At 40.8% G+C, this 21,320-nt stretch carries 19 protein-coding genes; 15 read left to right on the forward strand and 4 right to left on the reverse strand.

Annotated features, from left to right (window positions below):
- From CJ239_RS02155 to CJ239_RS02200, 10 genes are all read left to right on the forward strand, one after another.
- On the forward strand, nucleotides 1–1,872 hold a 1,872-nt coding region (locus tag CJ239_RS02155), incomplete at its 5' end, for an LPXTG cell wall anchor domain-containing protein (protein ID WP_142366988.1).
- A 448-nt stretch (nucleotides 1,873–2,320) separates the two neighbouring features.
- The gene (locus tag CJ239_RS02160) at nucleotides 2,321–3,199 is read left to right on the forward strand and encodes a choline-binding protein CbpJ (protein ID WP_102210378.1); all 879 of its coding nucleotides are present in this window, start codon (nucleotides 2,321–2,323) and stop codon (nucleotides 3,197–3,199) included.
- A gap of 122 nt (nucleotides 3,200–3,321) precedes the next feature.
- On the forward strand, nucleotides 3,322–4,200 hold the full coding sequence (mvk, locus tag CJ239_RS02165) for a mevalonate kinase (RefSeq protein ID WP_102210379.1): 879 nt from the start codon (nucleotides 3,322–3,324) through the stop codon (nucleotides 4,198–4,200).
- Nucleotides 4,182–5,135, forward strand: coding sequence for a diphosphomevalonate decarboxylase (gene mvaD, locus CJ239_RS02170; RefSeq protein ID WP_102210380.1), 954 nt, complete (start codon nucleotides 4,182–4,184; stop codon nucleotides 5,133–5,135). The genes mvk and mvaD overlap by 19 nt, the downstream gene beginning before the upstream one ends.
- Nucleotides 5,122–6,129, forward strand: a complete 1,008-nt coding sequence (locus tag CJ239_RS02175) for a phosphomevalonate kinase (protein ID WP_102210381.1) — start codon at nucleotides 5,122–5,124, stop codon at nucleotides 6,127–6,129. The genes mvaD and CJ239_RS02175 overlap by 14 nt, the downstream gene beginning before the upstream one ends.
- Nucleotides 6,113–7,123 carry a type 2 isopentenyl-diphosphate Delta-isomerase gene (gene fni / locus CJ239_RS02180; RefSeq protein ID WP_102210382.1) on the forward strand — a complete coding sequence of 337 codons (1,011 nt, stop codon included), beginning with the start codon at nucleotides 6,113–6,115 and terminating at the stop codon, nucleotides 7,121–7,123. Before CJ239_RS02175 ends, fni begins: the two co-directional genes overlap by 17 nt.
- Nucleotides 7,124–7,199: 76 nt before the next feature.
- A complete protein-coding gene (gene liaF, locus CJ239_RS02185; protein WP_102210383.1) occupies nucleotides 7,200–7,898 on the forward strand; it encodes a cell wall-active antibiotics response protein LiaF in 699 nt (232 codons plus the stop codon).
- Nucleotides 7,895–8,893: a sensor histidine kinase gene (locus CJ239_RS02190; protein WP_102210384.1), complete on the forward strand. Its 999-nt coding sequence runs from the start codon at nucleotides 7,895–7,897 to the stop codon at nucleotides 8,891–8,893. The genes liaF and CJ239_RS02190 overlap by 4 nt, the downstream gene beginning before the upstream one ends.
- A gap of 10 nt (nucleotides 8,894–8,903) precedes the next feature.
- Nucleotides 8,904–9,536 carry a response regulator transcription factor gene (locus CJ239_RS02195; protein WP_102210385.1) on the forward strand — a complete coding sequence of 211 codons (633 nt, stop codon included), beginning with the start codon at nucleotides 8,904–8,906 and terminating at the stop codon, nucleotides 9,534–9,536.
- Between the two features lie 332 nt (nucleotides 9,537–9,868).
- The gene (locus CJ239_RS02200) at nucleotides 9,869–11,059 is read left to right on the forward strand and encodes an N-acetylmuramoyl-L-alanine amidase family protein (RefSeq protein ID WP_102210386.1); all 1,191 of its coding nucleotides are present in this window, start codon (nucleotides 9,869–9,871) and stop codon (nucleotides 11,057–11,059) included.
- Nucleotides 11,060–11,141: 82 nt separating this feature from the next.
- Here CJ239_RS02200 and CJ239_RS02205 read toward each other — a convergent pair whose 3' ends face one another.
- A complete protein-coding gene (locus CJ239_RS02205) occupies nucleotides 11,142–12,017 on the reverse strand; it encodes a helix-turn-helix domain-containing protein (protein WP_102210387.1) in 876 nt (291 codons plus the stop codon).
- A gap of 352 nt (nucleotides 12,018–12,369) precedes the next feature.
- Here CJ239_RS02205 and CJ239_RS02210 point away from each other — a divergent pair, with 352 nt between their 5' ends.
- The 3 genes from CJ239_RS02210 (at nucleotide 12,370) to tig (ending at nucleotide 16,055) form a co-directional block, all read left to right on the forward strand.
- Entirely contained in the window at nucleotides 12,370–13,269 is a 900-nt protein-coding gene (locus CJ239_RS02210) for a C40 family peptidase (protein WP_102210388.1), read from the forward strand.
- Between the two features lie 111 nt (nucleotides 13,270–13,380).
- Complete coding sequence (locus tag CJ239_RS02215) at nucleotides 13,381–14,550, forward strand: N-acetylmuramoyl-L-alanine amidase family protein (RefSeq protein WP_102210389.1); 1,170 nt, start codon at nucleotides 13,381–13,383, stop codon at nucleotides 14,548–14,550.
- 221 nt (nucleotides 14,551–14,771) lie between these two features.
- Complete coding sequence (tig, locus tag CJ239_RS02220; RefSeq protein ID WP_102210390.1) at nucleotides 14,772–16,055, forward strand: trigger factor; 1,284 nt, start codon at nucleotides 14,772–14,774, stop codon at nucleotides 16,053–16,055.
- A gap of 47 nt (nucleotides 16,056–16,102) precedes the next feature.
- Here the strand turns inward: tig and CJ239_RS02225 are convergent, their stop codons facing one another.
- From CJ239_RS02225 to rnhC, 3 genes are all read right to left on the reverse strand, one after another.
- Nucleotides 16,103–18,469: an ATP-dependent RecD-like DNA helicase gene (locus CJ239_RS02225; protein ID WP_102210391.1), complete on the reverse strand. Its 2,367-nt coding sequence runs from the start codon at nucleotides 18,467–18,469 to the stop codon at nucleotides 16,103–16,105.
- Nucleotides 18,470–18,712: 243 nt separating this feature from the next.
- Nucleotides 18,713–19,327, reverse strand: a complete 615-nt coding sequence (lepB, locus tag CJ239_RS02230; RefSeq protein ID WP_001083986.1) for a signal peptidase I — start codon at nucleotides 19,325–19,327, stop codon at nucleotides 18,713–18,715.
- 3 nt (nucleotides 19,328–19,330) lie between these two features.
- The gene (gene rnhC / locus CJ239_RS02235; protein ID WP_102210392.1) at nucleotides 19,331–20,212 is read right to left on the reverse strand and encodes a ribonuclease HIII; all 882 of its coding nucleotides are present in this window, start codon (nucleotides 20,210–20,212) and stop codon (nucleotides 19,331–19,333) included.
- 86 nt (nucleotides 20,213–20,298) lie between these two features.
- On the opposite strand from rnhC, the gene zapA reads away from it, so the two are divergent.
- Both zapA and CJ239_RS02245 read left to right on the forward strand, forming a co-directional pair.
- Nucleotides 20,299–20,601 (forward strand): cell division protein ZapA, encoded by a 303-nt coding sequence (zapA, locus tag CJ239_RS02240; RefSeq protein WP_000002022.1) that lies wholly within the window; start codon nucleotides 20,299–20,301, stop codon nucleotides 20,599–20,601.
- Nucleotides 20,598–21,146 carry a CvpA family protein gene (locus tag CJ239_RS02245; protein ID WP_000624511.1) on the forward strand — a complete coding sequence of 183 codons (549 nt, stop codon included), beginning with the start codon at nucleotides 20,598–20,600 and terminating at the stop codon, nucleotides 21,144–21,146. Before zapA ends, CJ239_RS02245 begins: the two co-directional genes overlap by 4 nt.
- The last annotated feature ends 174 nt before the right edge of the window (nucleotides 21,147–21,320 follow it).

A 21,320-nucleotide genomic window follows, 5' to 3' on the forward strand; every position in this document is an offset into this window, starting at 1 on the left:
ACAATCACACCAACGAAAGAGCTTCCAGCAGGAGACGTAACAGCGAAAGCAACAGATCCAGCAGGCAATGTATCAGAACCAAGTGTTCCAGCTACAGCAACAAAAGATAATGCAGTTAAGGATCCAGCGGTAACACCAGTTGTAGATCCAAGCAACTTGACTGAAGCAGAAAAAGCTAAGGTAGCAGACGAAGTTAAGAAATCAAACCCAACAGTAACAGATGTTAAGGTTGGCAAAGATGGCACAACAACGGTAACCTTCCCAGATGGTACAACAGCCGTTATCCCATCAGGTGATACAGTTAAGAAATCATCAGATAACGCAGTTAAGGATCCAGCGGTAACACCAGTTGTAGATCCAAGCAACTTGACTGAAGCAGACAAAGCTAAGGTAGCAGAAGCAGTTAAGAAATCAAACCCAACAGTAACAGATGTTAAGGTTGGCAAAGATGGCACAACAACGGTAACCTTCCCAGATGGTACAACAGCCGTTATCCCATCAGGTGATACAGTTAAGAAATCATCAGATAACGCAGTTAAGGATCCAGCGGTAACACCAGTTGTAGATCCAAGCAACTTGACTGAAGCAGACAAAGCTAAGGTAGCAGACGAAGTTAAGAAATCAAACCCAACAGTAACAGATGTTAAGGTTGGCAAAGATGGTACAACAACCGTAACCTTCCCAGATGGCAGCACAGCCGTTATTCCATCAGGTGATACAGTTAAGAAATCATCAGATAATGCAGTTAAGGATCCAGCGGTAACACCAGTTGTAGATCCAAGCAACTTGACTGAAGCAGACAAAGCTAAGGTAGCAGATGAAGTTAAGAAATCTAACCCAACAGTAACAGATGTTAAGGTTGGCAAAGATGGCACAACAACGGTAACCTTCCCAGATGGCAGCACAGCCGTTATTCCATCAGGTGATACAGTTAAGAAATCATCAGATAACGCAGTTAAGGATCCAGCGGTAACACCAGTTGTAGATCCAAGCAACTTGACTGAAGCAGACAAAGCTAAGGTAGCAGAAGCAGTTAAGAAATCAAACCCAACAGTAACAGATGTTAAGGTTGGCAAAGATGGCACAACCACAGTCACCTTCCCAGATGGTAGCACAGCCGTTATCCCATCAGGTGATACAGTTAAGAAATCATCAGATAACGCAGTTAAGGATCCAGCGGTAACACCAGTTGTAGATCCAAGCAACTTGACTGAAGCAGAAAAAGCTAAGGTAGCAGAAGCAGTTAAGAAATCAAACCCAACAGTAACAGATGTTAAAGTTGGCAAAGATGGCACAACAACTGTCACTTACCCAGATGGCACAACAGCAGTAATCCCAGCAGATAAGGCAGTTAAGAAATCAAATCCAACAGCAACAGATGTTAAAGTAGGTAAAGATGGCACAACAGCAGTAATCCCAGCTAATAAAGCAGATGATAAGTCTAAGGATGCAGATGGTGTTAAAGATCCATCAGTAACACCAGTTGTAGATCCAAGCAACTTGACTGATGCAGAAAAAGCCAAGGTAGCAGAAGCAGTTAAGAAGTCAAACCCAACAGCAACAGATGTTAAAGTAGGTAAAGATGGTACCACAACAGTAACCTTCCCAGATGGTACAACAGCTGTAATCTCAGCTGATAAAGCAGTTACATCTGCTGAACAAGGTTCACATGGAGTGGCACCAGCTGGTAAGGCAGTTACATCTGCTGAACAAGGCTCAAATGCAGCAACACCAGCTAAGAAAGCAGGAGCGAAAGAGTTGCCAAATACTGGTACAGCAGATTCTACTGTAGCTATGGTAGCAGCAGCCGCAAGTGCATTACTTGGTCTTGGTCTTGCAGGCCGTCGTCGTAAAGAAGACGAAGAAGCTTAATTGGTAGATTATTTGATAATTATCAGATGATAAGTCCGATTTTCAAAGCTTAAATAAGTACCTCTCATAAGAAAATCTCCTAGCAGGAAAATCTGCTAGGAGATTTTTGCATTTCAGGAAGTTGAAGGCTGACTGTAAGCGCGTCATAATCGTCATAATATAGTGGAGTGAAATAAGATGTGAAGAAATAGATTAGAAAATTCAAATTAATTTCTAGGAATATTTTAGTATGCACAATGTAGTATTCTAGATTCAATATGATATATTTTAGGAGTCATGGTATACTATTGTAGTTTCAATATACTATAATTTCTAAAAATATTTTCAAAGCCAAAGTGTACTACTACTGTTTCAATTTTTAATATGTTTCGTTATTATATGATTTTAAAGCCGTCATATTGACATACAATTTAATTTTTACTATAATTCTTGCAGGAGGATACGTCTAATGAAAACAATAAAAAAATTGATGCAAATCGCATTAGCAGTCTTTTTCTTCGGTTTGCTAGCAACAAGTGCAGTATTGGCGGATGATGCTGATTCAGAAGGTTGGCAATTTGTACAAGAAAATGGTAGAACCTACTACAAGAAGGGTGACATCAAAGAAACGGACTGGCGAGTGATTGATGGCAAGACCTATTATTTTGATTATAATGGTGAAATGGTTGTTGGTTGGCAATACATTCCAATGCCAGTTAAAGGATATACAATTGGTCCTTACCCTAATGGTATAAGATTAGAAGGTTCCCCAATGCCAGAATGGTACTACTTTGACAAAAATGGAGTGCTACAAGAGTTTGTTGGTTGGAAAGCATTAGAGGTTAAAACTAAAGACAGTGTTGGAAGAAAGTATGGGGAAAAACGTACAAATCCGGAAGATAAAGAAGAGAAGAGTTTTTACACGAACTATTACTTTAATCAAAATCATTCTTTAGAGACAGGTTGGCTTTATGACCAGTCTAATTGGTATTATCTAGCTAAAACGGAAATTAATGGAGAAAACTATATTGGTGGTGAGAGACGTGCAGGTTGGATAAATGATGGTTCAGCTTGGTACTATCTAGATCCAGAAACTGGTATCATGCAAACAGGCTGGCAATATCTTGGTAACAAGTGGTACTACCTCCGTTCATCAGGAGCTATGACAACTGGCTGGTATCAAGAAGGCTCGACTTGGTATTATTTAGATGCTCAAAATGGCGATATGAAGACAGGCTGGTTCCAGGTCAATGGCAAATGGTACTATGCTTACAGCTCAGGTGCTTTGGCAGTGAATACCACTGTAGATGGCTACTACGTCAACTATAATGGCGAATGGGTTCAATAATGAAAGAGGCGATTGTGAAGGAAACAATCGCTTTTTTTGTGAAAATATAATAAAATAGATAGGAGAGAATAAATACTTGTATGAAAAAATGAGACGGCTTTTTCGTCTAGCAAAAGGAAAAAATGACAAAAAAAATTGGTGTCGGTCAGGCACATAGTAAGATAATTTTAATAGGGGAGCATGCGGTCGTTTACGGTTATCCTGCCATTTCCCTGCCTCTCTTAGAGGTGGAGGTGACTTGTAAGGTAGTTCCTGCAGCGAGTCCTTGGCGCCTCTATGAGGAAGATACCTTGTCCATGGCAGTTTATGCTTCGCTGGAGTATTTAGATATCACAGAAGCCTGCATTCGCTGTGAGATTGACTCGGCTATCCCTGAAAAACGGGGAATGGGTTCGTCAGCTGCTATCAGCATAGCGGCCATTCGTGCGGTTTTTGATTACTATCAAGCCGACCTGCCTCATCATGTACTAGAAATCTTGGTCAATCGGGCGGAGATGATTGCCCATATGAAACCAAGTGGTTTGGATGCCAAGACCTGTCTCAGTGACCAACCTATTCGCTTTATCAAGAAAGTAGGATTTACAGAGCTTGAGATGAACTTATCCGCCTATTTGGTGATTGCCGATACGGGTGTTTATGGCCATACTCGTGAAGCCATCCAAGTGGTTCAAAGCAAGGGCAAGGATGCCCTACCGTTTTTGCATGCCTTGGGAGAATTGACCCAGCAGGCAGAAGTTGCGATTTCACAAAAAGATGCTGAAGGGCTGGGACAAACCCTCAGTCAAGCGCATTTACATTTAAAAGAAATTGGTGTCAGTAGCCCTGAGGCAGACTCTTTGGTTGAAACGGCTCTTATCCATGGTGCTCTGGGGGCCAAGATGAGCGGTGGTGGGCTAGGAGGCTGTATCATAGCCTTGGCAGCAGATTTGACACAAGCTCAAGAACTAGCAGAAAGATTAGAAGAGAAAGGAGCTGTTCAGACATGGATAGAGAGCATGTAACAGTACGTTCCTACGCAAATATTGCTATTATCAAATATTGGGGAAAGAAAAAAGAAAAAGAGATGATACCTGCTACTAGCAGCATCTCTCTGACTTTGGAAAATATGTACACAGAGACGACTTTGTCACCTTTACCAGCCCATGCAAGGTCTGATAAATTTTATATCAATGGTCAGTTCCAGAGTGAGGCTGAGCATGCCAAGGTGAGTAAGATTATTGACCGTTACCGTCCAGATGGTAAGGGCTTTGTTCGTATTGACACTCAAAATAATATGCCTACTGCAGCGGGCTTATCATCAAGTTCTAGCGGTTTGTCTGCCTTGATCAAGGCTTGTAATGCTTATTTTCAGCTTGGATTGGATAGAAGTCAGTTAGCGCAGGAAGCGAAGTTTGCCTCAGGATCTTCCTCTCGGAGTTTTTATGGACCATTAGGTGCCTGGGACAAGGATAGCGGAGAAATTTACCCTGTAGAGACAGATTTGAAACTAGCTATGATGATGTTGGTCCTAGAAGACAAGAAAAAAACAATCTCTAGCCGTGACGGGATGAAACTCTGTGTGGAAACTTCGACGACTTTTGATGACTGGGTACGTCAGTCTGAGAAGGATTATCAGGATATGCTGGTTTATCTCAAGGAAAATGACTTTGCCAAGGTTGGGGAGTTAACGGAGGAGAATGCCCTGTCTATGCATGCTACGACAAAAACAGCATCACCAGCCTTTTCTTATCTGACGGATGCTTCTTATGAAGCCATGGACTTTGTCCGCCAGCTTCGTGAGCAAGGAGAAGCCTGCTACTTTACCATGGATGCTGGTCCCAATGTTAAGGTCCTCTGTCAAGAGAAAGACTTGGAGCATTTATCAGAAATCTTCGGTCAACGTTATCGCTTGATTGTGTCAAAAACAAAGGATTTGAGCCAAGATGATTGCTGTTAAAACTTGTGGAAAACTCTATTGGGCAGGTGAGTATGCTATTTTAGAGCCCGGACAGTTGGCCTTGATAAAGGCCATTCCCATCTATATGAAGGGCGAGATTGCTTTTTCTGATAGTTACCGTATTTATTCGGATATGTTTGATTACGCAGTAGATTTGACGCTAAATTCTGACTATAGCTTGATTCAAGAAACGATTGCTTTAGTGGAAGGTTTTCTCGCTTATCGTGGGCAGACCTTGCGACCTTTTTCTTTGGAAATCCGAGGAAAAATGGAACGGGAAGGGAAAAAGTTTGGTCTAGGTTCTAGCGGTAGTGTCGTTGTCTTGGTTATCAAGGCTTTGCTGGCTCTGTATAATCTTTCGTTTGATCAGGATCTCTTGTTCAAGCTGGCCAGTGCTGTCTTGCTCAAGCGCGGAGACAATGGTTCTATGGGGGACATTGCCTGTATTGTGGCAGAGGATTTGGTTTTCTACCAGTCATTTGATCGTCAGCAGGTGGCTGCTTGGTTGCAAGAAGAAAACTTAGTGACTGTTTTGGAGCGTGATTGGGGCTTTTCAATTTCGCAAGTGAAACCAACTTTAGAATGTGATTTCTTAGTGGGATGGACCAAGGAAGTAGCTGTGTCTAGTGATATGGTCAAGCAAATCAATCAGAATATAAATCAGAATTTTTTAAGTTCCTCAAAAGAAATGGTGACTTGTTTGGTAGAAGCCTTGGAGCAAGGAAAAGCCGAAAAAATTATCGAGCAGGTAGAAAGAGCCAGCAAGCTCTTAGAAGGCTTGAGCGCAGATATTTACACGCCTTCGCTGAGACAGTTGAAAGAAAGCAGTCAAGATTTGCAAGCTGTTGCTAAGAGTAGCGGCGCTGGTGGTGGTGATTGTGGTATTGCCTTGAGTTTTGATGAGCAATCAACTGAAACCCTAAAAAACCGATGGGCCGATCTGGGGATTGAGCTCTTATACCAAGAAAGGATAGGACATGACGACAAATCGTAAGGACGAGCATATCCGCTATGCCCTTGAGCAGAAAAGTTCCTATAATAGCTTTGATGAGGTGGAGTTGATTCATTCTTCCTTGCCTCTTTACGACCTGGATGAAATCGATCTGTCGACAGAGTTTGCTGGTCGAAAATGGGATTTTCCTTTTTATATCAATGCTATGACGGGTGGAAGCGATAAGGGAAGAGAAATCAATCAAAAGCTGGCTCAGGTGGCGGAAGCCTGTGGTATTTTATTTGTAACGGGCTCTTATAGCGCAGCCCTCAAGGATCCAGCAGATGACTCTTTTTCTGTTAAGGCTAGTCATCCAAATCTCCTTCTTGGAACCAATATTGGATTAGACAAGCCTGTTGAGTTGGGACTTCGGACTGTAGAAGAGATGGATCCTCTTCTCCTGCAGGTGCATGTCAATGTTATGCAGGAGTTGCTCATGCCCGAGGGAGAAAGAAGGTTCAGAAGCTGGCAATCGCATCTAGTAGACTATAGCAAGCAAATCCCCGTTCCTATTATTCTCAAGGAAGTTGGCTTTGGAATGGATGCCAAGACCATCGAAAGAGCCTATGAACTGGGTGTTCGAACCTTTGACCTGTCAGGTCGTGGTGGCACCAGTTTTGCCTATATTGAAAACCGCCGCAGTGGTCAACGTGATTACCTCAATCAATGGGGCCAGTCCACCATGCAAGCCCTTCTCAATGCCCAAGACTGGAAAGACAAGGTTGAACTCTTGGTCAGTGGTGGCGTTCGCAATCCGCTGGATATGATTAAGTGTTTAGTTTTTGGTGCCAAGGCTGTGGGGTTGTCACGAACCGTTCTAGAGTTGGTTGAAACCTATTCAGTAGAAGAAGTGATTGGCATTGTCCAAGGCTGGAAAGATGATTTACGACTCATCATGTGTGCCCTTAATTGTGCCACCATAGCAGATCTGCAAAAAGTAGACTATCTTCTATATGGAAAATTAAAAGAAGCAAAGGATCAGATGAAAAAGGCGTAACCATCGCCTTTTTTCCATCTTCAGACCGAGGTGACTTTTTTGAATTGTGATAAAATAGAAGGGAGAGGATGAACCTATGAGAAAATTTAAAATCTTTTTATTTATCGAAGCCTGTCTTCTGACAGGAGCTCTGATTTTGATGGTATCAGAGCATTTTTCGCGTTTTCTGCTGATTTTATTCCTCTTTTTGCTTTTGATTCGCTATTACACTGGTAAAGAGGGAAATAATCTTCTTTTAGTAGTGGCAAGCATTCTCTTCTTTTTCATCGTCATGCTCAATCCCTTTGTGATTCTAGCTATTTTTGTTGGGGTTATATACAGCCTCTTTCTTCTTTATCCGATGATGAACCAGGAAAAAGAGCAGACCAATTTGGTTTTTGAAGAGGTGGTAACGGTTAAGAAGGAGAAAAATCGTTGGTTTGGCAATCTCCATCATTTTTCAAGCTACCAGACTTGCCAGTTTGATGATATCAATCTCTTTCGCCTCATGGGCAAGGACACTATTCATCTGGAGAGGGTCATCTTAATCAATCATGACAATGTCATTATCCTCAGAAAGATGGTAGGAACCACTAAAATCATTGTACCTGTAGATGTGGAAGTCAGTCTCAGCGTTAACTGTCTCTATGGGGATTTGACTTTTTTCAATCAGCCTAAGCGAGCCCTCCGCAATGAACACTATCATCAAGAAACAAGAGACTATCTCAAGAGTAACAAGAGTGTCAAGATTCTCTTGACCACTATGATTGGGGATGTTGAGGTGGTCAGAGGATGAAAAAACAAGCTTATGTAATCATTGCCCTCACCTCCTTCCTATTTGTCTTATTTCTCTCCCACAGCTTGCTGGAAATTCTTGATTTTGACTGGTCTATTTTCCTGCACGATGTCAAAAAAACAGAAAAATTTGTCTTTTTGTTGTTGGTATTCAGCATGTCCATGACCTGTCTCTTAGTCCTGTTTTGGCGAGGTGTCGAAGAGCTTTCTTTAGGAAAAATGCAGGCCAATCTCAAGCGTTTGTTGGCAGGGAAAGAAGTGGTTCAGGTTTCTGATCCAGATTTGGATGCCAGTTTCAAGTCCTTGTCAGGGAAACTTAACCTCTTGACAGAGGCTCTTCAAAAAGCTGAAAATCGCAGTCTTACTCAGGAAGAGGAAATCATCGAGAAAGAACGAAAGCGGATTGCTCGGGATTTGCACGATACCGTCAGTCAGGAGTTGTTTGCGGCCCACATGATTTTGTCAGGTATCAGTCAGCAGGCTTTGAGACTGGATAGAGAAAAGATGCAGACCCAGTTGCAGAGTGTCACAGCTATTTTAGAAACTGCCCAGAAGGATTTGCGGGTCTTGCTCCTGCATTTGCGACCAGTTGAATTGGAACAAAAGAGCTTGATAGAAGGGATTCAAATTCTCCTAAAAGAGCTTGAGGACAAGAGTGATCTCAAGGTTAGTCTTAAGCAAAATGTGATGAAATTACCTAAGAAAATCGAGGAGCATGTCTTCCGTATCCTGCAAGAGTTAATCAGCAATACCCTCCGTCATGCCCAGGCATCTTGTCTGGATGTCTATCTCTATCAGACGGATCTTGAATTGCAGCTGAAGGTGGTGGACAATGGGATTGGTTTCCAGTTGGGGAGTTTAGACGACTTGAGTTATGGACTGCGAAACATAAAGGAGCGGGTCGAAGATATGGCAGGGACGGTTCAGTTATTGACAGCTCCTAAGCAAGGTCTGGCAGTTGATATCCGTATTCCCTTGCTAGATAAGGAATCATAAAGGAGTAAAGATGAGAATTTTACTAGTAGATGACCATGAAATGGTTCGATTGGGCTTGAGAAGCTACTTTGACCTCCAAGACGATGTAGAAGTTGTGGGCGAGGCGGCAAACGGGTCTCAAGGCATTGACTTGGCCTTGGAATTGCGTCCAGATGTTATTGTCATGGATATCGTCATGCCTGAGATGAATGGGATTGATGCGACCTTGGCCCTCCTCAAAGAATGGCCTGAAGCCAAAATATTAATAGTCACATCTTACTTGGACAATGAAAAGATCATGCCGGTCTTGAATGCTGGTGCTAGGGGCTATATGCTCAAGACTTCTAGTGCAGATGAATTGCTCCATGCTGTCCGTAAGGTGGCTGCTGGCGAGTTGGCCATTGAGCAAGAGGTCAGCAAGAAGGTTGAATACCACCGAAATCATATGGAACTTCATGAGGACCTGACTGCGCGTGAGCGAGATGTTCTCCAACTCATCGCCAAGGGCTACGAAAATCAGCGTATCGCAGATGAACTTTTTATCTCTCTCAAGACGGTCAAGACCCACGTGTCCAACATTCTTGCCAAACTTGAGGTCAGCGATCGTACCCAGGCTGCAGTCTATGCCTTTCAGCATCACTTGGTGGGGCATGAGGAGTTTTAGTAGTTATATAAAATAATGTTGGAGAAATGACTTAATTTAGTATCAAAGAAGCGAGCAAGTACCTCTAGCACAATAAAATATTTTTTTCACAATATTTTATGTTATTTGTTGACATTCATTTTATAGGGGAGTAGAATGGAATCAGAAATAGTCAGTTTAATATATTATATAGTATAAAAAATCCAAAAGGAGGTTAAAATCATGTCTCCGTAAATTATCAAAACAAGATCACTAGAGCGTTAAGGTCTTTGTTTCATCTCTTTAAGTATGCTATAAAAAAATATGGTTAAACTAACTCTATCTCACAGTTTCAATTCGTGGAGGAAACGGCTATGAAAAAATCTAAACTACTTACACTTGGTTTGCTTGCAGGTGCTGGTCTACTTTTGTCTATCAATCAAGCACAAGCTGCAGATACTTGGGTTAAAAATGGTGCTGACTGGAATCTTTCACAAGATGGCAGTCTCGCTAAAAACAAATGGGTACAAAACGCAGGTTCTTGGTACCATTTTGACGGTTCTGGTAAAATGCAGACAGGCTGGCTCAAAGATGGGAATACATGGTATTCCCTAGCAGATAGTGGCGCCATGCGTACTGGCTGGTACAAGGAAGGAAATACATGGTATTCACTCGCAAATAGTGGCGCTATGCGTACTGGTTGGTACAAAGAAGGATCTACTTGGTACTACCTAAAAGGCAGTGGCGCTATGGCAACAGGATGGGCGACTGCAAATGGTAAATGGTCTTACTTTGAAAAATCAGGTGCTATGGTCGCAGACAGAGCTGTTCCAGCCAGTGATGGGGAAAGTTACGTTATTGGTAAGGATGGTTATATGTTAACCAGACTTCCAAGTGAAGTTGAACAAGATCCTTTTGATGATACAGTTATTACAGATATCGTTACTTTGTCTGATGGTTATGACTATCACCTTGTTCATAAGAAAGATGGAGTTGTTATCGAAAAGAATGCCTGGTATATCAAACCTATTGTTGAACGTTTTTCTTATCAAAAGATTGGCGATATAAAACGAAATACTTTAGATGCAATTACTGATAATAAAAAACCAGGGGAAGAAATTGATCCTAAAGCTGTCATAAAGAATTTCCAAAACTTACCAAATAAGTATTACTTTGGAGCAGATGGACGTAAGGTTGCGAATCTACCAGAATTCACTACTCACTTCCCTATTCAAAAAGTTGGATCTGAACTTTATCTTAGAAATTCAAGTCCAGTTATTAGTCTAGAATCATCTGGATTTACAATTAATGACAATAAACTTTATCTAAGAGCTGCCAATGATCATAATGGTAAGCTTGTAACTGGATATTTTACAATGTTTATGGACGGATTATTATCTAAAGATCACCATATTTTGGGCTATGCAGATGAATCTGGTGAAATCGTGAAGATGAAAGTTTTGCCTAATGATTTCCGTGATCATATTGAAAAAGGAATTCCCGGTTTTTATGGAGAAACTGTTCGATATGACGGTTCAACAGGAAATGTTTCTGTTGTGAAATAAACTATCTGACATAGTAAAATAAAAAAAGCGAACAGCTTCGTTTTCTAGGAAGTCATGTTCGCTTTTATTCATAATGTAATAGTTATTGTTTGGTCTCTATTTCAAAAAAATCTACTTGATAATAATCACGAACTTCTTTTTTCATTTCCTCTAGTAATCGACTTTCATCTGTTGATTCGAGTAAGGATAGTCCTTTATTAATCATAGCATGTTCCTCAGTAACGATTCCCAGACGTACTTGAGCTACACCCAATAAATCGTATCGTTTCATTTTTTTTGATAAATCAAGACATTCTTGAATTAAGCATAGACAGGCATTTTTCTTCCCTGCTTCAAGGTACATTCGTGTCATATTGGCTAGAATGGAGTAATGAATACTTTGAATTGGACGATAATCTGTGTATTTATTTAGAGATTTTACAAGTCTTTGACGTAGCATTTCTAGTGAATCAATAGGGAAATGGAAAATAATCATCACTAGCAATCGTAAATCTGAGAGGAACCACTGATCTCTTTTTTCCAATTCTTTCCATAACTCCTCAGCCAAGGCTTGAGCTTTATCGGAAAACTGATTTTCAATCACTTCTATAAAAATGGTTAGTTCTTTCACAGCATGTTCTATTGGGATATCATTTTGTACTTCATCTAGATAAATTTGACATTTTGATAGCAGTGCCTTCATTTCTTCTAGATTAGGTGAAGAAATGACTTGATAATATTCTGAAAATAATTTCTTACGAGAATCCATTTGGTAATGTTGACAAATATAATGAAATTCATCGAAACACATATCAATTTGCCTCAACAACAACTCCATAGTGTCATACCTAGGAGTAGAATGATTATTTTCAAACTTCGATAAGTTAGAATGAGTAATGTAGTCACCACAGACCTCATTTTGTGTAATCCCTTTTGATTTACGAATGTATTTATAAACTGAACCAATATCCCACCGCATATTTTTGCCTCCAAAAATGTTCCAAAAGTAGAAGTTTTAAGAAAATGTTTATATTTAGTATATCATAAAGATGTGGGGTGGGCAATGATGGTGGAAAGAAGGTGTTAAAGACTATGAAAAGGATTACTAATTTTACTTACGTTTTACCAATTTTTATATCTTTTTTAACTTGGTTTTTAGGAAATTAAACAAGAAAAAGGATGAGATGATGTTTCCGTAATCTAAATCAAAGTAATGTCACATAAAAAATACATAGAATTGTTGTACTCTTAACCATTATTAGAAGTTATTTATAATATTAACTTTGTTAGTAGTTCCAATAAACATTAACTTAAAAGAAAGGATTTTTGTCATGAAAAAATATATTACTTATGCAGCTTTATTACTTACTTCAGGAGCTTTGTTATCAACTACTTATGTAGTTAGTGCAGAAACTACAACGTCTACCACTAAAGTGACTACATCACAAACAACTTCACAGTATACAAGCGAGAAAGAAGCAATTGATCAACTTGTTAAAGAAGGTAAAATTAAGGTTGAAGATGCAGAACAAGTTAAGTTGGTAGGATTTTCTCCCAGAGAATTAACTCAAGTAGAAGGTAATCAAGAAAAAATAGCATTTAATCAAAATAGAGATGATAAAGGAACTTGGATGCAAACAGATGGTCGCTGGTGGTTCAAATATAGTTCAGGTGGGTATGCTAAACATTGGGAATTGTTAGATGAGAAATGGTATTATTTTGATGATCAAGGTTGGATGAAATCAAATGAGTGGATTAACCCAGATGGTAATTGGTACTATCTTTCAAATGATGGTGCTATGTTAACTGGTTATAATCGAGTTGGAGGCACCCCTTATTTCTTTAGGACAAGTGGAGCTCTAGTTGAAAATAAAGGAGAAGCTGTAGCTGAATATGCAGAAACCTTTGTAGGTAAAATCCCCTATGTTTGGGGTGGGGCAGATTTGGATAGTGGCGTAGATTGCTCAGGATTTACGATGGCTATTCATGCTAAGTTTGATATTTATATTGGGAGAACAACTGAAGAACAAGCTGAAGGAGGGCAATTTATATATAGTGGCTCACAACTTCCTGGAGATTTAATATTGTACAATGGCGACCAAGGTTCAAATCAACATGTGGGTATTTATGTTGGTGGTGGCAAGGTAGTTCATGCTCCAGATAGAGGTCAAGATGTTTCTTATATGAATCAATACGGAATGGATCAAAATACAATCCGTAGATATTGGTAATATTGTCTAGTTTTTCATAATATTATTGGTTTTGGCTATGAAAAGTATTAGAATATAGCTAAATAAAGAGGGAAGTCTTCTTATAGCTATTCAATAAAAGAGGAAATAACTATGAAAAAATCTAAACTACTCACTCTTGGTTTACTTGCAGGTGCTGGTCTACTATTGTCTATCAACCAAGCACAGGCTGCAGATACTTGGGTTAAAAATGGTGCTGACTGGAATCTTTCACAAGATGGCAGTATTGCCAAAAATAAATGGGTGCAAAATGCTGGCTCTTGGTATCACTTCGATAGCGCTGGTAAAATGCAGACAGGCTGGCTCAAAGACGGAAATACATGGTATTCCCTAGCAGATAGTGGCGCTATGCGTACTGGCTGGTACAAGGAAGATGGCACATGGTACTCCCTAGCAGATAGTGGCGCCATGCGTACAGGTTGGTACAAAGAAGGGGCTACATGGTATTACCTCAAAGGCAGTGGCGCTATGGCAACAGGATGGGCGACTGCAAGTGGTAAATGGTCTTACTTTGAAAAATCAGGTGCTATGGTCGCAGACAGAGCTGTTCCAGCCAGCGATGGAGAAAGTTATGTTATTGGTAAGGATGGCTATCTAGCAAATAGAAAAGATGCTGGATACAATATTCATGATATTGTCAAACTTGGAGATGGGCAAGAATATTTGCTAAATGCTAAAGGTGACGATGTTATTATTGAAAAAAACACTTGGTATATCAAGCCTGAAATCAAGAAGTTTTCCGACAAATATGGGGATGAAGTTTCAAATACAATCTTAGCTTTAGTAGATAATAAAGAAGAAGGACAAGAAATTGATTCTAAAGTTGTCATTCGTAATTTCCAAAATCTACCAGGTCGATATTACTTTGGAGCAGATGGTCGTAGAGTATTACCACTTCCAGAGATGACAACTAGATCAGAAATCAAAAAAGTTGGCAATGATTTTTATCTAGAAGACCCAGGTGTACGACTTAGACTTCCATCTACTGACTTCACAATCAATAATAATAAACTATACTATTTAGATAATGAACAAGGTAAGCTCAAAACAGGTTACTTTGTATTGATCGATGATGGTATGTCTACAACCCACTATCATTTCCTTGTATATGCAGACCAATCTGGAGAAGTTCTTAAGATGAAACGCTTGCCATCAGGATTTTCAGATTATTTTGACAAAGAAATCGATGGTTTCTATGGTCAAAAAATTAAGATTACACAGCCAAATAAGTATGAATATTACAAGGTTCTTGTGGTTAAATAATACAAAACGAATCGCCTAATGAGGGATGTGTGGGCGATTCGTTTTTTACTGTAATCAGCCATTATTAAACATCTTTTATAAGATTATATTCGAAACCTAAAGAAAACTAAGAAGAAACCGTACCTCCCCTATCATTGAAAAGCGCATTCGTTACTTGAAAAAAGTCGTCCATTTATGTTATAATAGACTGTATTTAAAAAATTTTAAGGAGAAATGACAGAATGTCTGTATCATTTGAAAACAAAGAAACAAACCGTGGTGTCTTGACTTTCACTATCTCTCAAGACCAAATCAAACCAGAATTGGATCGTGTCTTCAACTCAGTGAAGAAATCTCTTAATGTTCCAGGTTTCCGTAAAGGTCACCTTCCACGCCCTATCTTCGACAAAAAATTTGGGGAAGAGTCACTTTACCAAGACGTTATGAACGCTCTTTTGCCAAACGCTTATGAAGCGGCTGTAAAAGAAGCTGGCCTTGAAGTCGTTGCTCAACCAAAAATTGACGTAACTTCAATGGAAAAAGGTCAAGACTGGGTTATCACTGCTGAAGTTGTTACAAAACCTGAAGTAAAATTGGGTGACTACAAAAACCTTGAAGTATCAGTAGATGTAGAAAAAGAAGTAACTGACGCTGACGTTGAAGAGCGTATTGAACGCGAACGCAACAACTTGGCTGAATTGGTTATCAAAGAAGCTGCTGCTGAAAACGGAGACACTGTTGTCATCGACTTCGTTGGTTCTATCGATGGTGTTGAATTTGATGGTGGAAAAGGTGAAAACTTCTCACTTGGACTTGGTTCAGGTCAATTCATCCCTGGTTTCGAAGACCAATTGGTAGGTCACTCAGCTGGTGAAACTGTTGATGTAGTTGTAACATTCCCAGAAGACTACCAAGCAGAAGATCTTGCAGGTAAAGAAGCTAAATTCGTGACAACTATCCACGAAGTAAAAGCGAAAGAAGTTCCAGCTCTTGACGATGAACTTGCAAAAGACATCGACGAAGAAGTTGAAACACTTGCTGAATTGAAAGAAAAATACCGCAACGAATTGGCTGTTGCTAAAGAAGAAGCTTACAAAGACGCAGTTGAAGGTGCAGCAATTGATAAAGCTGTAGAAAACGCTGAAATCGTAGAACTTCCAGAAGAAATGATCCACGAAGAAGTTCACCGTTCAGTAAACGAATTCCTTGGAAACTTGCAACGTCAAGGTATCAACCCTGACATGTACTTCCAAATCACTGGAACTACTCAAGAAGACCTTCACAAACAATACGAGGGAGAAGCTGAGTCACGTACTAAGACTAACCTTGTTATCGAAGCAGTTGCCAAAGCTGAAGGATTTGACGCATCAGAAGAAGAAATCCAAAAAGAAATCGAGCAATTGGCAGCAGATTACAACATGGAAGTGGCACAAGTACAAAGCTTGCTTTCAGCTGATATGTTGAAACACGATATCACAATCAAAAAAGCTGTTGAATTGATTACAAGCACAGCAACAGTAAAATAATCTTAATAAACAAAAATCCCACCTGACTAGGTGGGTTTTCTGATGCACTATTTTCCAAAAATCTCTTTGAGATCTGCGTCTGTAATCCCAATCATGGCTGGGATACTGTCCCAGTTTTCTTCGGTTAGGATGTAGGATTGTTCAGAGTCGCTTGATGTGGCAGTTTCAGAGACAGCTTGTTGCTTTTCTTCAACATTTTCAATTAGATCATTGAAGCGTTCAATTAGATAGGTTTTTCTGGCAGTTCCGATGTGCTGGGTAGCATAGTCGAAGGCCTGTAATTCACCTAGTAAGATGAGTTTGCTTTTGGCGCGTGTAATGGCTGTGTAGATGAGATTCCGCTCCAGCATACGCCTGCTAGCACTGGTGATAGGTAGGATGACAACAGGGAACTCACTTCCCTGTGATTTATGGATACTCATGGCATAGGCTAGGCGAATCTTGTACCATTCGTTACGTGGGTAAGAGACCTCATTGCCATCAAAATCAATGACAATTTCGTCTTGTTTTGACTCGGTATATTTACCGGGAATCAGGTCTGTGATGGCTCCTAGATCCCCATTAAAGACATTGATTTCAGCATCGTTGACCAAATGAATGACCTTGTCGCCCTTACGATAGTGGCACTGGGGAGCTTCAAAACTGAGTTGGTCTTTTTGTGGTGGGTTAAGGAGGTCTTGCATGAGCTGGTTGATGGCATCAATCCCTGCAGTCCCTCGGTACATGGGAGCCAGAACCTGAATGTCACGTGCAGGAATACCACTTCTAAGGGCAGCGCCTAAAATCTTTTCAATAGTAGCAGGAATATGACCACTAGCGATTTCAAAGTAGGAACGGTCTGCTTTTTTCTGGGTGAAATCAGCTGGCAAGATGCCCTGTCGAATCTGACTAGCTAGGGTAACGATGGTTGATTCTTCGCTTTGCCGATAAATTTTTTCCAATCGAGTCTGAGGAATCAAGGGAATATGAAGGAGATCCGCTAGAACCTGTCCAGGACTGACAGAAGGCAACTGGTCGCTGTCGCCCACGATGAGTATTTTACTGTTAGAAGAGATGTTGGAGAAGAGTTGATTGGCCAGCCAAGTATCCACCATGGAAAATTCATCCACGATGATAAAGTCAGCATCTAGATAATCTTCCAGATGACTGGTATCATCGTCCCCTGTCATTCCTAAGTGGCGGTGTATGGTCGCGCTAGGCAAGCCTGTCAATTCGTTCATGCGTCGAGCTGCTCGACCAGTTGGAGCGGCAAGAAGAATAGGTAGGTTGCTTTTTTTCCTGAGGTCAAGTCCTTCTAAAAGGGCATAAACAGCGATGATACCATTGATAACCGTTGTCTTACCAGTACCAGGCCCACCTGTCAGGATAAAGACCTTGTTCTGGATAGCATCACAGATAGCCTGTTTTTGAATGCTATCATACTCAATTCCCAGTTCTTGCTCGACAGTAGTGATATGCTTTTGAATAGTTTCTAAATCATGACTCTTCTGTTTTCCTTTTTCAAGGATACGAACCAAGTGACTGCGGATGCCTTCCTCGGCGAAAAAGAGGCTGTTGTCAAAAATTTTGGTATCAATCTGCTGAACCTTGTCTTCTTCAATCAGGTAGGAGAGTTCTTGGGCTACTTGGCTGGGGTCCAGTTCCACGGGACGAGAAGATTCAAGGAGAGTAAGGGTTTGTTCTAACAAATCCCGTGCTTCAACATAGGTGTCCCCTGTTTCCATACAGGCCTGAAAAAGACTATGAACTAGTCCTGCTCGGAAGCGTTCAGGAGCCTGACTTTCGATACCTAGTTCTTCCGCTAATTGGTCAGCAATGGTAAAGCCCAAGCCCTTGATATCCTCAACCAGCTGGTAGGGATAATTTTCAACCACATCAAGGGTTTCTTCCTTGTAAAAGTCTTGAATCTGAAAGGCTAGTTTATTGGGAATGCCGTAGTTGGCAAGTTTGGCCAAAACCATCTCGGTTCCGTAGTTGAGACGGAGGGTGGAGACGAAAGCCTCGCGATTTTTGGCAGAGAGCCCTGAGATACCTTCTAGCTTTTCTGGGTGTTGCAGAATTTCGTCAATGGTATTGTCTCCATAGGTGTCCACGATTTTCTGAGCAGTCTTGAGACCAATTCCTTTGAAATGGCTACTTGAAAAGTACTTGACCAAGCCCTTGCTAGTTGGTTTTGCGCGTTCATATCGGCTGATTTGCAGTTGTTCCCCATACTTGGAGTGCTGGACAATCTGTCCCCAAAAGGTATAGTCTTCTCCCTCAATCACGTCAGCCATGGTGCCGGTGACAATGATTTCAAAATCATCAAAATCCTCTGCGTCCGTATCTTCGATTTCTAGGAGGAGAATGCGATAAAAATTGCTGGGATTTTCAAAAATAATCCGTTCAATGGTTCCTGAAAAATAAACTTCCATAAGATTCCTTTGCATAAATAGGTGAGAGTTAATACTCTTCGAAAATCTCTTCAAACTACGTCAGCTTCCATCTGCAACCTCAAAACACTGTTTTGAGCAACCTGCGGCTAGCTTCCTAGTTTGCTCTTTGATTTTCATTGAGTATAACTTTGTTTCTATCTTAATCAAACTGGGTAGTGAATAATCATCTTCTCACGATAGAAGAAGAGGCTGAGATTGCTGATTCTCGGCCTCTTAGGTTTCTTAAAATGTTCCGATACGGGTGATTGGCCAGAAGCGGAATTTAGCTTCCCCTGTGATATCTTTTGCTTTGAAGGTACCTACGTGGCGGCTGTCGCTCGAAACCAAGCGGTCGTCTCCGAGGAGGAGGTATTCTCCTTCTGGAACTGTAAAGCTAAAGTTGGTATTGTAGTTGACATCAACTGTGAAGGCTTGGGCTTTTTGAGCGATACTTCTAAAGAAAGTTCCTTTATTTCCTTCAAATCCCTTGCCTGAGTAGGTGCTTTGGAGTTTGTCATCCTTGAAGCGTTTGATGTAGTCAGCTAGGTAAGGCTCGTCCGTCTCTTTGTCATTGATGTAAAGTTTATCGTTTTCGTAACGGATGGTGTCGCCAGGCATTCCGATAACACGTTTGACAATGTCCTTATTGCCATCTTCCTCATGGGCCACTACGATATCAAAACGGTCAATAGGGAGGTGTTTGACAACAAAGAGGATTTCGCCATCCGCTAGGGTAGGGTCCATAGAATGACCTTCTACGCGGACATTACTCCAAAAAAAGATACGGCTTAAAGCTAGTAATGACAGAATCAGGAGGAATAATCCCCACTCTTTTAGGAAATTTTTAAATGAATTCATAACTTACCTTTCTAAGCGTTTTTTCGCTTTTTCAGTATTTTTAAAGTGCAGTTTGGCGCAGAAATTGAGTCCCTGCATACCATAGGCTTGTAAAATCTGGCTAGCCACCTTATCAGAAGCCGTTCCAGCTCCACTTGGAAGCTGATAGCCCAGTTCTCGTCCCAGATTTTCAAGATTTTCCAGAAAGAGATCACGCGCAATGATAGAAGAAACTGCGACAGCCAAGTATTTGCCCTCAGCCTTTTCTTCTAAGCTGATAGGATTGTTGAAACGATTGGCCTCTTGTGCCAAGTATTTGTCATAATTTTTAGCACTGGTAAAGGCATCAATTACAATTTTCTTAGGCTGAAGACCTTTTTGAAGGAGGAGATAGATAGCCTGATTATGAAGGGCCACCTTAACCGAAACCGCATTGTAGCGATCTCCGATGACCTCGTTGTACTTGCTTGGTGAGAGAAGCAGTGCCTGGTGCTGGATTTTTTCCTTGAGAATAGGAGCGATCTGATGAATCTTTTGGTCGGTCAGAGTCTTAGAATCCCCCACACCGAGTTTTCGTAAGAAGTCGTGCTGGTCAGGTGTGACAAAAGAAGCCACAACTGCAAGTCCACCAAAGTAGGAACCATTTCCAACTTCATCTGTCCCAATCAAAGGAAGATTTTGTCCGCTGATTTCCTCTGCAAGCTGATAGCCAAAGAAACTGGCGTATTTCTCAGCCCCTTCACCCTGAAGCAAGACCTTGCCAGAAGTATAGATAGAAACCGTTGCTTGAGGTAGTCTCAAAAAGTAGCGAATATAGGGGTTTTTACTGGGAGCCAGACTGGTTTGATAGTGTTCAAGAAAAGTCTGAATCTCCTTTTCGCTTGGTGTGAGTGTTATACTTGCCATAGTTTCTATTGTACCATAAAAGCAGGCAAATTTGTAAAAACTGACAAAGTTAGCGAATTTTGGTATAATATCGTGAGGTGAATTTTATGGCAAATCTAAATCGATTCAAATTTACATTCGGAAAAAAATCATTAACCTTGACAACCGAACACGATAACCTCTTTATGGAGGAAATCGCTAAGGTTGCGACAGAAAAATACCAAGCAATTAAAGAACAAATGCCTAGTGCAGATGATGAAACAATCGCTCTTTTGTTGGCAGTCAACTGTTTGTCAACTCAACTCAGTCGTGAGATTGAATTTGACGATAAGGAGCAAGAGCTAGAAGAACTCCGTCACAAGCTTGTGACTTGCAAGCAAGAGCAGAGCAAGATTGAGGATTCCTTATGATTTCACTCCTTCTTCTATTGGTCTTGGCTTGGGGATTTTATATCGGCTATCGGAGAGGCCTGCTCTTGCAGGTCTATTACCTGATTTCAGCTATGGCATCGGCTTTTATGGCTGGCCAGTTTTACAAGGGACTGGGAGAGCAATTCCATTTATTACTCCCTTATGCAAACCCGCAGGAAGGTCAGGGGACTTTCTTCTTCCCATCGGATCAACTCTTTCAGTTGGATAAGGTCTTTTACGCAGGTATCGGCTACTTGTTGGTATTTGGGATTGTCTATAGCATCGGTCGTTTGCTTGGTCTCCTCTTACACTTACTTCCTAGTAAAAAACTGGGTGGCAAGTTGTTCCAAGTTTCAGCGGGTATCTTGTCTATGTTGGTGACCTTATTTGTCTTGCAAATGGCCTTGACCATACTAGCAACCATTCCCATGGCAGCTATACAAAATCCTCTTGAAAAGAGTATCGTCGCAAAACATATCATCCAGAGCATACCAGTAACAACCAGTTGGCTCAAACAAATCTGGGTGACAAATTTAATCGGATAAAAAGGGCAGGAATTTTCCTAGCCCTTTGTTTACAGATTGACTAGAATCTATCAGAATGTAAAAAGCTAATACTCTTCGAAAATCTTTTCAAACCACGTCAGCTTCCATCTGCAACCTCAAAACAGTATTTTGAGCAACCTGCGGCTAGCTTCCTAGTTTGCTCTTTGATTTTCA

The sequence above is a fragment of the Streptococcus sp. UMB0029 genome (assembly GCF_002871495.1).
GTDB lineage: Bacteria > Bacillota > Bacilli > Lactobacillales > Streptococcaceae > Streptococcus.

What these genes read in the sequence shown, in the direction of transcription:
- fni (WP_102210382.1), top strand. Translation starts at nt 6,113, where the DNA reads ATGACGACAAATCGTAAGGACGAGCATATCCGCTATGCCCTTGAGCAG.
- CJ239_RS02205 (WP_102210387.1), bottom strand. Translation starts at nt 12,017, where the DNA reads ATGCGGTGGGATATTGGTTCAGTTTATAAATACATTCGTAAATCAAAA.
- CJ239_RS02195 (WP_102210385.1), top strand. Translation starts at nt 8,904, where the DNA reads ATGAGAATTTTACTAGTAGATGACCATGAAATGGTTCGATTGGGCTTG.
- rnhC (WP_102210392.1), bottom strand. Translation starts at nt 20,212, where the DNA reads ATGGCAAGTATAACACTCACACCAAGCGAAAAGGAGATTCAGACTTTT.
- CJ239_RS02225 (WP_102210391.1), bottom strand. Translation starts at nt 18,469, where the DNA reads ATGGAAGTTTATTTTTCAGGAACCATTGAACGGATTATTTTTGAAAAT.
- tig (WP_102210390.1), top strand. Translation starts at nt 14,772, where the DNA reads ATGTCTGTATCATTTGAAAACAAAGAAACAAACCGTGGTGTCTTGACT.
- mvk (WP_102210379.1), top strand. Translation starts at nt 3,322, where the DNA reads ATGACAAAAAAAATTGGTGTCGGTCAGGCACATAGTAAGATAATTTTA.
- CJ239_RS02190 (WP_102210384.1), top strand. Translation starts at nt 7,895, where the DNA reads ATGAAAAAACAAGCTTATGTAATCATTGCCCTCACCTCCTTCCTATTT.
- CJ239_RS02175 (WP_102210381.1), top strand. Translation starts at nt 5,122, where the DNA reads ATGATTGCTGTTAAAACTTGTGGAAAACTCTATTGGGCAGGTGAGTAT.
- CJ239_RS02215 (WP_102210389.1), top strand. Translation starts at nt 13,381, where the DNA reads ATGAAAAAATCTAAACTACTCACTCTTGGTTTACTTGCAGGTGCTGGT.
- CJ239_RS02200 (WP_102210386.1), top strand. Translation starts at nt 9,869, where the DNA reads ATGAAAAAATCTAAACTACTTACACTTGGTTTGCTTGCAGGTGCTGGT.
- mvaD (WP_102210380.1), top strand. Translation starts at nt 4,182, where the DNA reads ATGGATAGAGAGCATGTAACAGTACGTTCCTACGCAAATATTGCTATT.
- CJ239_RS02210 (WP_102210388.1), top strand. Translation starts at nt 12,370, where the DNA reads ATGAAAAAATATATTACTTATGCAGCTTTATTACTTACTTCAGGAGCT.
- CJ239_RS02245 (WP_000624511.1), top strand. Translation starts at nt 20,598, where the DNA reads ATGATTTCACTCCTTCTTCTATTGGTCTTGGCTTGGGGATTTTATATC.
- zapA (WP_000002022.1), top strand. Translation starts at nt 20,299, where the DNA reads ATGGCAAATCTAAATCGATTCAAATTTACATTCGGAAAAAAATCATTA.
- CJ239_RS02160 (WP_102210378.1), top strand. Translation starts at nt 2,321, where the DNA reads ATGAAAACAATAAAAAAATTGATGCAAATCGCATTAGCAGTCTTTTTC.
- lepB (WP_001083986.1), bottom strand. Translation starts at nt 19,327, where the DNA reads ATGAATTCATTTAAAAATTTCCTAAAAGAGTGGGGATTATTCCTCCTG.
- liaF (WP_102210383.1), top strand. Translation starts at nt 7,200, where the DNA reads ATGAGAAAATTTAAAATCTTTTTATTTATCGAAGCCTGTCTTCTGACA.